A 13,657-nucleotide genomic window follows, 5' to 3' on the forward strand; every position below is an offset into this window, starting at 1 on the left:
ACGCCATGACCGTCCTCGACGACCGCGCCCTCAACCGCGCCGGCCTCGCCCGCCAGCACCTGCTCACCCGCGCCGACGCCTCCGTGCCCGAGGCGGTGGCCCACCTGTGCGGGATGCAGGCGCAGGAACCCCAGGAGCCCTTCATCGGGCTGTGGTCCCGTCTCTCAGGCTTCACGCCCGGGCAGCTGGACGAGGCGATGACCGGCCGCACGGTGGTGCGCACGCACCTGATGCGCCGTACCGTCCACCTCGTCACCGCGGGCGACGCGCTCGCCTGGCGGGCCCGCCACGATTCGATGCTGCGCGGGCGTGTACTGGGCACCTACCGGCGGGAGTTGGCCGGGATCGACCTGGACGAGGTCGCCGCCGCCGGCCGGGCGGTCATGGCCGACCAGCGGCCCCGCACCATGCGCGAGCTGGTGCAGGCCCTGGAGGATCGCTGGCCCGGGCCGCCGCGCCGGGTCCTGGGCGAGCTGGTCGTCGCAGCTCTCGTGCCCATGGTCCAGCTGCCGCCGCGCGGCCTGTGGCGGCAGTCCGCCGGCGTGCGCAACGTGCCGCTGGCCTCCTGGCTGGGGCGGGACATCGATCCGCTGCCCGCCGGGGACGACGACCCCGTCGGGCGGCAGCTGGTACGCCGTTACCTCGCCGCCCACGGTCCCGCCGCCGGCGCGGACCTGCGTGCCTGGTGCGGTCTGACCGGGCTTCCCGCCGCCGTGAGGGCCGTACGGGAAGAGCTCGTCGTCTGCCGGGACGCGCGCGGCCGGGAGCTGTTCGACCTGCCCGACGCGCCCCGCCCGCACCCCGACACCCCGGCGCCCGTCCGTTTCCTGCCGGCCTTCGACAACGTCCTCCTCGGCTACCACGACCGCAGCCGCATCGTCGACGCCGCCCATCTCGGGGTGTCCGTCGCGGGCCATCGCACGGTCCTGGTCGACGGACGCGTCGCGGCGACCTGGGCCGTGCGCGACGACCGCCTCCGCGTCAGCCCCCTGCGCCGCCTGACCACCCTGGAGGAGGACGAAGTCCGGGCGGAAGCACGGGAGTTGGCCGCTTTCCTGGACGAACGGATCGAGCACCTCCACATCGACTCGGTCGCCTGACGCCGGGTCACGGCAGCGGATCGAGCACCGGGTTCGTGAGGTGCTGGTAGATGATCGAGGTGCGGAAGCCGACGATCTCGCGCCGGTTGGTGAACTGGTCCAGCAGGAAGGCGTGCAGATGGTCGATGTCCTGGGCCGTCACGTGGACGAGGAAGTCGTCGCTGCCGGCCATCGTGTAGACGGAGACGACTTCCGGGAGCCGGGTCACCGACTCCTCGAAGGCCGCGACGACGTCCCGGCGCAACGGCCGGATCTGCGTGGCGACCATCGCCTGCACCGAGCGGTTGAGCGCGCGCAGGGAGACCTGGGCCCGGTATCCCTCGATGATGCCGCGCTGCCGCAGCAGCCGGGTGCGTTCGAGGCAGGTGGACGGCGCGATGCCGAGCTTCTCGGCGAGCGCCCGGTTGGAGAGCCGACCGTCCTTCTGCAGATGATGCACGATCGCCGAATCAACTTCGTCCATGGTCGCCTCCACGAGCCGGAATCCGAATTTCCTTCGGTCGAAGGCCAGTTGGGCCGTCAGCGACCCTAGCTTCGGCCGTATGAGCCAAACATACGAACACGAAGAGGTCGTCGTCCGCCGCGGTCGCCGGTCCAGGCTGCCGATCATCGTCGCCGTCCATTCACGCGCGCTCGGACCGGCGGTCGGCGGGTGCCGGATGCGCCGCTACGACACCTGGCGGGACGCACTCACCGACGCGCTGCGGCTGTCGGAGGCCATGACCTACAAGGCGGCCGTGGCCGGTCTGGACTTCGGCGGCGGCAAGAGCGTCATCGCCCTCGACCGGGACACCGACCTCACCGCGACACTGCGCGAGGCCGCCCTTGAGGACCTCGGTGAACTGATCGCCCCCTGGCAGGGGTCGTACCGCACCGGCCCCGACATCGGCACCGGCCCGCAGGACATGCTGGTGCTGAAGCGGTTCACGCCGTACGCGTACTGCGCGCCCGAGGAGCACGGCGGGACCGGCGATTCCGGCGGTCCCACCGCCTCCGGCGTCCTGGCCGCGCTGCGTGCCGGGGCCCGGCATGTCTTCGGTGACGCCTCCTGCGCCGGTCGCACGGTGGTCGTCAGTGGGTTCGGTTCGGTCGGTGGCCGGGTCGCGGCCGGACTGGCCGCCGAGGGCGCGCGGGTCCTGGTCTCGGACGTCGAGGAGTCGCGCAGGGAGGCAGCGCTGGCCGCCGGTTTCGGATGGGTCGAGCCGGACGAGGCACTGTCGGTCCCGGCCCACATCCTCGTCCCGGCGGCGGTCGGCGGCGTCCTCAGCGAGGAGAGCGCGCCCCGCCTGGCCGCGCCCCTGGTCGTCGGCCCGGCGAACAACCAGCTCACCGAGGACTCCGTCGCCGACACCCTCGCGCGACACGGAGTCGTCTGGGTCCCGGACTACGTCGCCGGCGCGGGCGGCATCGTCTACACGCTCAGCCGGGAATCGGACCACGACAGCCACGAGGCCGCCCGCAAGCGGGTGGACGGGATCGGAGACACCGTCAGCCATGTGCTGGAACTGGCCCGTTCGACCGACGTCACCCCGCTGCGGGCCGCACGGCAGCTCGCCGAGTCCCGGCTGACCGCCGCCGCGCCCTCCCCGAGCATCTGAGCGGCCGTCCCCCCTCACACGACGGTCACCGGATGCCGGACCACGGCGTCGAACAGATACCCCTGGGTGTTCGCCACGGTCGTGTCCGGCTGGGTGCGGCCGGCGCTGTCCGTGGCACGAGCGAGCAGGCTGTACGGTCCCGGCGCCGGCGGCCGCCAGTCGGTGGACCAGCGGACCCAGCCGTCGCGGTGGGCGGCGTCGTGCAGCCGGGCCCGCCGCCAGCGCGTCCCGCCGTCCGTGCTGACGTCCACGCGGACGATGCCGCCGCCCCCGGACCAGGACCGCCCCGTCAGCCGGTGCTCCCGGCCGGCGTCAAGGCTCGCACCCCAGGCGAGTTCCCAGGCGCTCTTCACGGTCTGACGGGTCAGCGGGGCGCTCCCGCCCGGCGGGTAGGCGTCGCCGAAGAGCCGGTAGAAGTCGGTGTTCCAGGGGGAGTACAGGGGCTGGGCCGACACCTCGATGTCGCCGACCCACTTGATCGACGCGATCCCGACCCAGGACGGGACCAGGACCCGTACGGGATGACCGTGGTCGTACGGCAGCGGCTCGCCGTTCATCTCGTACGCCAGCAGCACGTCGTCCAGCGCCTTGGACAGCGGCAGCGGGCGGCGGACCCGGCCGAGGTCGGTCCCGTCGGCGGTCACGTAGGCGGCGTCGAGGCCCCGGGGCATCACGTCCACGGCGCCGCGGCCGAGCCCCGCCCGGTGGAGGACGTCGGCGAGCCGCACCCCGCGCCAACGCGCGGTACCGATCGCTCCCAGCGTCCAGGCGGTGCCGCTGACCGTCTGGCCCTGCTGGGAGGTGAAGAACCTGCGCCCGTTGCCCGCGCACTCCACGAACGCCGTACGGGTGACGGCGGGCAACCGCTTCAGGTCGTCGAGGGAGAACTCCACGGAGCGGCCGTGGACCAGCCCGTCGCCGTGCACGGTCAGGGTCCAGTCGGCGGCGTCGAGGACCGGGGTGGAGGTGTGGTTGCGGACGAAGAAGCGGTCCACGGGCGTGTGATAGCCGGTGTCCGCGAGCGCGGCGAACCTGGTCTCCGCGTTGGTGCCGCGTACGGTGAACCACTCGTCGGGCAGCGGTTTGACGATCCCCGGTGAAGTGGCCGCCGCCGCAGGGGTGTTGAGCCCGGCGGGGGCGGCGAGGGCGCCGCCGGCCGCGGCGAGCAGCCGGAGCATGTCCCGCCGCGAGACCCCGTCCGCGCGGGCCTCACCGGCCAGCCACTGCCGGAGTCTGCGACGGTCGTAGGCGAATTCGGGTGTACGCATGGATGTCTGCCCTTTCAGGGGAACGGCCAGGAGGAGAGCGGGGGTTGGAACCTCGGGTGCGCGGAACCCGGGCGTGGCGCAGCGACGCGTGTCCGCGCGGGGAAGACGCGCCGAAGGCGCGCAGCAGCGCCAACCGGCCTGTGCGGCCTGGTCGTTACGCTGCTACCACTGGAAGATCAACAACAGCCGTGCGACGAGAGCACGCGGTACCGCTGAACGGCGGGGCGGCGTCGGCTGAGGATCATGCGGGCCATCGTACGAGGAAACCCCAGCCCTCGACAGGGGCAGCCGTCACTCGTCGACGCGGTCCTTCCGTACGACGTGCACCGCGGCCTCCTCGGCGCCCGCCGCGCCGCCGTCGATGCCCTGGTCCTCGGCGACCAGCTCCTTGGTGGTGTCCTCGTGCGCTCCCTCGTCCGGCGCCACCAACCGGCCTGCCCGATCGGCGCCGACCTCCTCGTCGCGCGGTTCGCCCGTCGCCCCCAGGGTGTCCCCGATCCCGTCCCCGGCCGGTTCCGTCACGTCGGCGACCTCCTGGCGCAGCCGTTCGTCCAGGGACTCCCCTTCCCGCTGCTCCGCCGCCGTGGTGCCCGTCTTGGTCACGCCCAGCGGCTTCTCCGGCGGCGAGTACCCCTCGTCCAGCATGTCGTCGTACGTACGTTCGTCCACCGCGTCCTGGAGATCCAGCGGAGCGGCGTCCTCCTGGTCCTCGTTGCTGCCCGTGGGCTGGTAGACCTCGTCCGCCATGTCCTCATCACTCATGATCGCCTCCCGGACGTGCGTGTTTCTGTCTGCGGGGAGTACCGAGTACCCAGGGCGTGACACCTGTCGTCAGGCATATGTTTCCGGGGGCGGATGAGGGGGCTGACCTCCTGCGGAGCCCTGTGGCGCATATGAGGGTGCTGTGAATTTCCGGGGCCGTTGAACACAGGTCGCCCCGTATCCGTATGGGGCCGGGGGATTTCCATGCCGGACGGACCACCGACGCAGGAGTACTTCCGTGGGACGCAGTAAGCGCAGACGCCCGACAGGTGCACGGCGGGCCACCTTTGCCGCCGTGGCTCTCATGCTGGGAGGCGGCGGCCTGGTGGCCGCGAACGTGTACGCCTCCGCGACCGAGGACACCTCTCCGACGACCCTGTCGGCGGACGGTGGTTGGGGAGCGGGCACCATCGACTGCCCTGACGTGGGTGACACGTTGACCAGCGTGCCCGACGACGCGCGGGCGGACGTCGACAAGGAGCTCGCCCAGCTGGACCAGCAGACGGCCCAGGCCTACCAGCAGTTGCAGGACCCTGCGGTGCAGGACCGTGAGGCCGCCGTGAGCCAGGTCGTGCAGCCGCTCTCGGAGAACCGGGCGGCGACGATCCAGCGCATCGCCGCCGCGCTCGAACGCACGGGTGAACGCCCCGAGGGCCTCGACCAGTTGGCCCCGTGCACGCTCCGTGAGTCGGACGACCAGGCCAACGGGGATGAGGGAACCCAGCAGGGGCAAGAGGAACAGGGCGACCAGAACGGCCAGGACCAGAGTGGTCAGGACGGTCAGGACCAGGGCGGTCAGGACGGTCAGGACGGTCAGGACCAGGGTGGTCAACAGCAGGGCAACGGCGGTCAGTCCGGCAACGGTCCCGTCGCCGCCGACTACGCCGACATCAAAACCGCGCCGCCCGCCGCACCGGCCCCCAACCCCGGCGCCGACGCCTCCAAGGGCAGCTTCGTCACCAGCTGCGGCGTCAACGCCAACGGGCTGTTCAACTCGGACAACGTGATCGTGGCCCCCGGCGTGTCCAACGGCGCCCACCACTTCCACGACTACGTCGGCAACCAGGCCAACAACGCCTTCGCCGACGACAACGAGCTCGCCGCCGGCGACACCAGCTGCGTCGACAAGGGCGACAAGTCCTCGTACTACTGGCCCGTCATTCGGCTGCAGAACGGCACCCAGGAGCAGGACGCCGGCGCTCCCGGCGGCGGCATCGAGGGCAACGCGGGTGAGATCGTCACGCCCAAGGAGGTCACGCTCACCTTCGTCGGCAGCCCGAACAGCAAGGTCACGGCCATGCCCCGGCTGCTGCGCATCATCACCGGCGACGCCAAGGCGTTCGTCAACGGCACCGCCAACGCCAACGCGTCCTGGAGCTGCACCGGCTTCGAGGACCGCCAGCTGAAGGACAAGTACCCGCTGTGCCCGCAGGGCAGTGACGTGGTCCGCACCTTCAAGTTCCAGAGCTGCTGGGACGGCCGCAACATCGACAGCGCCAACCACCGCACCCACGTGGCGTTCGCCCAGGCCGACGGCGCCTGCCCGGCCGGCTTCCAGGCGATCCCGCAGCTCGTCCAGCGCATCGTCTACGACATCGACGCGCCGAGCCTTCAGGACGGCGGTCGCACCACGCCGCTCTTCGCGGTGGACGCCTTCCCCGAGCAACTGCACAAGCCCGTCACCGACCACGGCGACTTCATCAACATCTTCGACGAGGGTCTGATGAACGAGATGGTCGGCTGCATCAACGACGGAAAGCAGTGCGGCGCGGGCGCCGGCGGGGGCGGCGGCGAGGAGCCCGGGAACGGCGGCAACGACGGAGGCAACGACAACGGGGGCAATAACAACGGCGGTAACGACAACGGGGGCGATGACAACGGCGGTGGCGGCAACGGGGGCAACGGCTCGGACGGCGGTGCCACCCAGGAGCCCGGTTCCGGCGGCGACAACACGACGGCCCCCGCGCCCGGTTCCGGCTCCGATTCCGGTTCCGGTTCCGGCGACAACGGCGGCTCCGACGACGAGCCCCAGGAGCAGCCGACGCCGACAGCAGAGGAGAGCACCGCACCGGCCGCCGACGAACCGAGGACGTACACCTCGCCCTCGGCTACGCAACGGCCTGCCACCCAGACCCCGGCAGCCGACGACGACACGGCAGGCACCTCCGAGAGCAGCAGCCCCTCGACCGGCGCCGTGGCGCAGCCTCCGCTCGGGGCACAGACCGAGCCTCAGGGCGGCGGCGACAGCCTCGCCGAGACCGGCACCCAGCTGTGGCCGGCCGCGGCGGGCGCGGTGCTCCTGATCTCCGGTCTCGTTCTCCTACGACGCACCAGGCGCCGTTACATGTGAGCCCACCCCGCGCCGATATCGGAGTGCGGGCGGACCTCGGGACATGTCAAGGTCACTGCCGTGACCCTGATGGACGTCCTCGTCGACTTCGCCCGCACCGGCCGGATCGGCCCCCTGGAGTGCGGCATGCCCCTGACCGAGGCCGAGGAACTCCTCGGTCCGGGGCGCCCGCACCCCGCCATCCGCCTCAAGGGACCGGACATCGACGGCTACCCGTACGCCTGGGGCGGGTTGAAGCTGACCGTCACCCGGCGGACGGTGAGCGGCCTCGCGATCGAGCTCTGGAGCTCGCCCGCGCAGCTGCCCGCTCTGGTGCTGCCCGACTCGGAGTCGTACGAGGCCACCGTGGACCGCGAGCAATTCGTGACGGCGCTGGACGCCGCGGGCTGCGCGCACTACGTCAACGACGTGCTCACCTTCGGTGAGCAGTCCAGCCTCCTCACCCGGCCCGCCGACGTGTGCGCGGTTTTCGGCCTCCCGGCCCGGGACCAGCAGGTGCCCTACCGCGACCGCCACTACCTCCATGTGATGCACAGGCACACGGACTGATCGCCGCGGTCGGGGCGCGCACCGCGCGCTTCTGTCCGGCTCCGCACACCACCGTCGAGGCCGCGTTCCCGGCCCGCGGGACCGATTGTCAGTGATCGCCGCTAACGTTCCTCGCATCGTCGCACTGGCGCCGGGATGTCCCCGGTTGAACTGTGCTTTTCTTCTTGCTGTCCTGATGCGGAAGGCGGGGACTCGTGGGTTGGCTCTCGGCGGGTGACGGGTATGAAGTCGCCCTGGTGGACGGGCGGGTGGCGGCGCGTGCCACCTCGGGCCGGGCGGCGGGGCGGCAGTTGAAGTCGCTGCCGCGCGCGCTGCGCGACCACCCGGAGGTGGACCGGCTGCGCCGGTTCGCCGAATGGCTGGATCGGCACGCCGCGTCCTGCGTCGCGCAGGTCGACTCGTGGATGGTGTCGTCACTGCCCGTGCCCACCGGTCTGCTGGCCCGGGTGTGGCCGGACGAGGCCTGGCAGTCGGCGCTGCGTGACATCGCGGTGGTGGGCGACGACCCGGACGAGGTCGGGTTCCTGCGGGGGGCCACCGAGGACGGCGAACTGCGGGTGGTGAACCTGGACGGCGAGACCGTACGGCTGTCGCCGCGCACGGTCACGCTGCCGCACCCGGTGCTGCTGCCGGACCTGGAGGACATCCGGGAGTTCGCGGCGGAGCTGGGCATCGTGCAGCGGGTCGAGCAGATCCACCGGGCGACCTGGCAGCGCCCCGACGACCTCGATCCGAAGGCCACCGAGATACGCGAGTTCACCGGCGGCTCCTTCCGCTCCCGCTTCGCCCTCGCCGCGCGCGCGAGTTCACTCGGCTACCGGGTCTCCGGGGGTTACTCCACGGCCCGGGTGCGGGACGGCGGGCGGACCGTGGAGGCCGCGGTGTGGATCGGGGAGCCGTACTGGGAGGACACGGTGGAGACCGGCGCCCTGACCTGGCAGGACCAGGGCGGGCGGGCCCTGCCGTTGCGGGAGGTCGGGCCGGTGGCCTGGTCCGAGGGGATGCGGATGGCCGCGGCACTGTACGCGGGGCGCGTGATCGAGGAGGGCAAGAGCGCATGAGCGGGGGGACGCAGGTGTCGTACGAGGAACTGCTGGCGGCGGGCGCGGTGTTGCCGCCCGACGTCGAGGGGGCGGGCGAGCGGGCGGTGCCGCTGACGGCGCGCAGCTACCGCCATCCCGGTCTGGACGACCGTGTGGTGGTGCGGCTGGTCGCCGGTGAGCTGGGCGCGGCCGAGGACCTGGCCGCCGGGTTCCTCGGCATGGAGCGGGACGCCGAGCCGGCCGTCGTGGGCCTGGGGCTGCGTCAGTCGCTGGGCTTTCCGGAGTGGGTGCTGGTGCACCACCCGGAGGACGGCCACCACGCGCTGGGGGTCGTACCGGACCTGGAGCGGGCGGCCCGCCAGGCGAAGTCCCGGCCGAAGGCCGCGATGGACGCCTATCTGGAACTCAGCGGGCGGCTGGCGGCGGCGGTGCCGCACTTCCTGCCGACGTTCTACGAGCAGGCCGGGCGGGTGTTCCTCGCCGAGGAGAACGCCACCTATGCCGCCCAGTTGTTCACCCGCGCCCGCAAGGCCGAGGCGGAACACGGGCTGACGGTGGAGGAGGAGCGCCTGGACGCGGTGTTCCTGGAGTTCGCGCTGGCCGGTGCGCTGCCGGTCAAGGTGCTGTCCGCGTACGGCAAGGAGCTGGCCGCGCGCGTGTCGGCGGAGGAGGCGCTGCGCCGCTTCACCCGGCTGTGTCTGCGCCGTACCGCGGGCGGTCTGCCGCCGTCCGCGCAGATGGCCAACGACCTGCGCAGGCTGGCGCGCGCCGCCGGGCAGGACACCGACCGTGCCGAGCAGGACTATCTGGCGGAGCTGCTGGAGCTTCCGGCGACGCTGCGGGCTGCGGCGGGCTGGTGGAAGGGGCACCGGGCCGCCCTGGTGGCGCTGGCCGAGCGTGAACGGCGGGTGCGGGGCGCCCTGTTGGACATGCTGCCCGCCGGTTCCGACAGCGACCTGCCCGCGATGTGGCTGGAGGTGCTGGAGGCCTCGGGCGCCACGGCCGGGCTGTGGGACGGCTCCCTGCCCGCCGAGGAACGGCCGAGTGACGGCACTGCGGGCTGGCTGGAGCGCTTCCTGGCGTTCCGGGAGCGGGCCAGGTCCTGGCGCGGCTCGACGCGGATGCCGGAACTGTATCCGCTGGTGGAGCGGGCGGCGGACCGGCTGCGTACGGAACTCGCCGCGTCCGGGCGGGCGTTGAGGGTGCAGCACGACATCGACCTGATCGACCTGCTGCTGTCGCTGGACGTGCCGGTGGCCGCGCCGGGCAAGGACGAGCATCTGCCCCTGCAGAGCTGGGCCATGGGCGAGGGGCAGCGGGGCCTGGTGCTCCTGGGTGCCGACTCCCGGTTCCGTGACGCCTTCCTGCGGGGCGCGGACCAGTTCCACAACCACGACCAGGCGCACCGCGCCATCCGGCTGCTGGCCGACTCCCCCGGCGGCCGGCCCTGGCTGGCGAAGTGGGTGAGTTCGGTCGTACGGCGCTTCAGCGCGGTCGGTCTGCCCGGGCTGCCGAACGCGCTGACCCGGCTGGGCTGGCTGCCCGCCGAGGCGCTGGCGCTCGCGGAGGACGACGTCCGTGCCGCGGTCGGCACCGACCTGGCACCGGTGCTGGCCCGCACCCTGCGCGCCGGGCTCTTCGACGAACTCGGCTGGCCCGCCTGGGAGGAGGCGACGGCCGCCCTCGTGCCCAAGGACCGGGTGGAGGACGTCGTCGTGGCCGACGCCTGGCCCCACCTCGTCGTGGCGGGCAAGGCCCAGGCCCGGGTCATCGGTGCCGACGGCACGCTGCTCACCCATGACCTGCGGCTGCCCGCGAACGACGTGTCGGGCGACCCGGGCTTCCACCACGTGGACGGCGAACTCCTCGTCTGCTGGAACTCCCGCAAGGACGGCCTGCGCGGCTACTGGCACTCCCGTGCCGACCGCGTCGAGTCCCTCAAGGGCCCGCACCGCACCCGGGGCACCGAGATGGACTGGTACCGGGGCGACTTCCCGATCACGCTGCCCCTGCCGGACGGCGGCCGGACCACCGGGCTCGGCGTCCTGCACGCCGGGGACACCACCCTGCCCGACGAACGGCGGCTGCTCTTCGACGGCTCCTCCTACTGGGTGTGGCACGCGGACTCCGAGGACCGCGAGACGCACGGCTGGTACGAGTACGACCCGGCCACCAACGAACGCGGGCGCATGAGCCTGCCCGCCTTCCTGGCCGACGCCCTGCGCGACGCGCCCGAGGGCAGCACGTACGAGGGCGGACGACTGCGTCCCGCCCCCACCGCCGAGGCCACCCCGGCCTGCGTGCCGGTCAACGGGCTGGCGGGGCTGCGCGTGGTGAAGCTGCCGGACGGCTCACTGCGCGCCGAGGACCTCGCCGGACGCACCGTCACCGTGCCCGCGCAGGCGGGACGTCCGACCGCGCTCGTGACGTTCCCCGGCGCCGAGCGGCCCAGTGCCGTGGTGCGCAACAACTGGCAGCTCGAAGTGATCGACGCCGACGGCGTCGTCACCGCCTGGGGCAAGACCGACCGCACCCCCGGGGTCTTCGGCGAGGGCACCCTGCTGCTGCCGCCCGTGCAGTGGTGGGAGTGCCTGACGCCGCGTGACCCGGAGGGCTCGAAGGCGCTGCGGGGCATCGACCGGGACACGGCCGCCGCGCTGCTGGCCGCCGCGACCAACGAGGCCGACGAGGCGCTGCCCGACGCGATCCGGGCCCTGCTGCCGGTCACCCACGAGGCGCTCGTGAAGGGCATCGCCGGTGTCGTCCGCTATGCCGCGGCGCAGCAGGCGGTGCTGGACGCGGCGGCGACCCGGCTCACCCGTGCCCTCGAGGGCGGTCTGGAGGACGAGGGGCCGGCCGGGCCGGCGGACCGTCTGCTGACGGACGCGATGAACGGCCTCGGTGTGTCCCGCCGGTACTGGTGGAACCGCGACGACGAGGCCGACACCGTCTTCCGCGCCCTGCGCGTCCTGGCCCGGGCCACCGGGCTCGCCGACACCGCCCTCCCCGACCGTCCCGACGTACAGCTGCACCTCGACGGCCACGCACTGCCGAGCGGCGACCCGGACCTGGAGACCGTTCTCGACCGCACCACCGCCCTCGCCTACCGGGCGGCCTCCGGCACCACCACAGAGGAGCACCGCGAGGTACTGCGCACGCTGCTCGCCGAGTTCGACCGGCTCGGGCTGGCACCGGCCGCGTCCGCTCACTGGCGCAAGGTGGGTCTGCGTCTGGAGGCGGCGCCGCTGCGCACCCCGGGCGGTGACTGGCGCGAGGGCGCGTGGAACGGCGTGCTCCCGCTGGCCGACGGTGCCTTCGTCGCCGTGACGGGACGCCGGGCGCTCGACGACGACGGCTGCACCTTCACGGGTTACTTCCACGACCCGGCGGGCCGGTTCGAGATCCCGCAGCCGTACAAGGCGGTGTCGTCGGAGCCGCTGGGCGAGGAAGCGGCCACGGGACGGCTCGGCGCGTTCCTCGCGGAGCTGGCCGAGCGCGGTCCGGCGCCCTGGTTCCCGGAGGCCGCCGAGGAGTTCGCGCGGCTGACCGGCGTGACCGACACCATGGCACGGCTGATCGTCGCCGGTCTGCCGGGGATCGACGTCTACGAGCGGACTTTCCTGAGCGCCGAGGCCCGCGCCGTCATCGGGGTGAAGGTGGCCCCGGCCGCGGTGGCCAAGGACGAGCTGAGCAACGTCGACGGTGCCGTACGGGCCGCCGTCGTGGGCGCGCTGCTGCCTGCCGACCCCACGCGGCTGTGGTCCGAGGGCCCGGACGTGGCGGCTGCCGCCGCGGTGTGGAACGCCGAGGTCGGCAAGCGGGTCGCCGTCCCCGAGGCGTTGCTCAGCGACGGGGTCCGCGCCTTCCGGTACTCGACCTGGCCGGTGCGGCAGGCGCTGCCCGCGCTGCTGGACCCGGCCGGCTCCCCGCAGCTGAGCCGGGACCTGGAGTGGGAGGTCAGCGGCGACCGGGTGCGCCCCGTAGGGAACGACAAGGACGGCTTCACGGCGGGGACCCTGACCGGCTCGGTCGGCCTCGTCGCCTGGCTCGCCCACCGGCTGCCCGCGGGCGACCCGGTCCGCGCCGCCCTGCCACCGGCCCTCACCGCGGTGCGGGAACGGCTGGCGCACCCCGGGCTCATGCTCGACCTGGGGCGGTACATCAGCCTGCCGGAGTTCCGGAGGACCGCCGGTGCCCCCACCGAGGTCGGCGAGGGTTTCGAGCGGTACGGCGCCGTCGTCCTGTCCACCCACGACGACCAGCCCGCCCCGGGCCTGCGGGTCGCCCTGCTCGACGAGGCCGGGCAGGACCCCTACCTGCCCGCGGTCCGCGTCGACGACCAGCGGCCCTACGCCGCCGAAGCGGCCCTGCGCCTCGTCCGCGACCAGCGGTTCGCGGCCCTTCTCGCCGACCCCGGCGAGCCGATCGCGGGCGACCGGGACAAGGACGGCACCTGGTGGCCGCAGGACCCGAGCCGCTCGGTTCCCGACCTGGTCACGGAGGCCGCAAAGGAGTACGGCCTGGGCGAGGACGCCGCCACGCTCTATCTGATGCTGCTCGCCATGCCCGACCCGACCGACCGCATGACGGCCCGGTGGACGGGCTGGAAGCCGGCCCGGCTCAAGGCCGCCCGCGCCGAACTCGCCGCCGGCGACCTCGTGGTCGAGGCCACCCGGACCCGGGCGGGACGGTCGCTGTTCCTGCCCGGCGGCTGGGTCGAGCAGTCGGCGCCGCGCGTTCCGCTGGAGCGCTGGAAGCTGCCGCTGTTCGGCGACGTCACCGCCGAGCACGTGCCGTTCGGCGTGATCGTGCCGCTCGAACCGGCCGCGGACCTCTACCGCCGGGCGTGGCAGCGCGTCCAGGACGGTGACGCTCCCCGGTTCGAGGAGCTCAAGAAGGCGCGGCGGGGACGCCGCCGCTGACGCGACAGAGCAGTCCGGGGCGCCGCTCACCTGCGGCGCCCCCGTTCCCCCCACGCATCCACTCA

At 73.1% G+C, this 13,657-nt stretch carries 9 protein-coding genes; 6 read left to right on the forward strand and 3 right to left on the reverse strand.

The annotated features are described in order from the left end of the window. The first annotated feature begins 5 nt into the window (after positions 1-5). A complete protein-coding gene (locus tag IQ210_RS28545) occupies positions 6-1,100 on the forward strand; it encodes a winged helix DNA-binding domain-containing protein (RefSeq protein WP_194082027.1) in 1,095 nt (364 codons plus the stop codon). A 7-nt stretch (positions 1,101-1,107) separates the two neighbouring features. Here IQ210_RS28545 and IQ210_RS28550 read toward each other — a convergent pair whose 3' ends face one another. Beyond that, positions 1,108-1,563 carry an Lrp/AsnC family transcriptional regulator gene (locus tag IQ210_RS28550; protein WP_194082028.1) on the reverse strand — a complete coding sequence of 152 codons (456 nt, stop codon included), beginning with the start codon at positions 1,561-1,563 and terminating at the stop codon, positions 1,108-1,110. A 79-nt stretch (positions 1,564-1,642) separates the two neighbouring features. Here IQ210_RS28550 and IQ210_RS28555 point away from each other — a divergent pair, with 79 nt between their 5' ends. After that, positions 1,643-2,698 carry a Glu/Leu/Phe/Val dehydrogenase gene (locus tag IQ210_RS28555; protein ID WP_194082029.1) on the forward strand — a complete coding sequence of 352 codons (1,056 nt, stop codon included), beginning with the start codon at positions 1,643-1,645 and terminating at the stop codon, positions 2,696-2,698. 14 nt (positions 2,699-2,712) lie between these two features. On the opposite strand, the gene IQ210_RS28560 is transcribed toward IQ210_RS28555, so the two are convergent. After that, positions 2,713-3,966, reverse strand: coding sequence for a sulfite oxidase (locus tag IQ210_RS28560; protein ID WP_194082030.1), 1,254 nt, complete (start codon positions 3,964-3,966; stop codon positions 2,713-2,715). Between the two features lie 291 nt (positions 3,967-4,257). Further along, positions 4,258-4,728: a DUF5709 domain-containing protein gene (locus tag IQ210_RS28565; RefSeq protein ID WP_194082031.1), complete on the reverse strand. Its 471-nt coding sequence runs from the start codon at positions 4,726-4,728 to the stop codon at positions 4,258-4,260. Between the two features lie 304 nt (positions 4,729-5,032). On the opposite strand from IQ210_RS28565, the gene IQ210_RS28570 reads away from it, so the two are divergent. The 4 genes from IQ210_RS28570 (at position 5,033) to IQ210_RS28585 (ending at position 13,592) form a co-directional block, all read left to right on the forward strand. Then, positions 5,033-7,078, forward strand: coding sequence for a DUF1996 domain-containing protein (locus IQ210_RS28570; protein ID WP_194082209.1), 2,046 nt, complete (start codon positions 5,033-5,035; stop codon positions 7,076-7,078). Between the two features lie 60 nt (positions 7,079-7,138). Continuing rightward, positions 7,139-7,627, forward strand: a complete 489-nt coding sequence (locus IQ210_RS28575) for a hypothetical protein (RefSeq protein ID WP_194082032.1) — start codon at positions 7,139-7,141, stop codon at positions 7,625-7,627. 194 nt (positions 7,628-7,821) lie between these two features. Next, a complete protein-coding gene (locus IQ210_RS28580) occupies positions 7,822-8,688 on the forward strand; it encodes a DUF4132 domain-containing protein (protein WP_194082033.1) in 867 nt (288 codons plus the stop codon). Further along, positions 8,685-13,592 carry a DNA-binding protein gene (locus IQ210_RS28585; RefSeq protein WP_194082034.1) on the forward strand — a complete coding sequence of 1,636 codons (4,908 nt, stop codon included), beginning with the start codon at positions 8,685-8,687 and terminating at the stop codon, positions 13,590-13,592. The genes IQ210_RS28580 and IQ210_RS28585 overlap by 4 nt, the downstream gene beginning before the upstream one ends. The last annotated feature ends 65 nt before the right edge of the window (positions 13,593-13,657 follow it).

The organism is Streptomyces justiciae (assembly GCF_015163075.1).
GTDB classification, from domain to species: Bacteria; Actinomycetota; Actinomycetes; order Streptomycetales; family Streptomycetaceae; genus Streptomyces; species Streptomyces justiciae.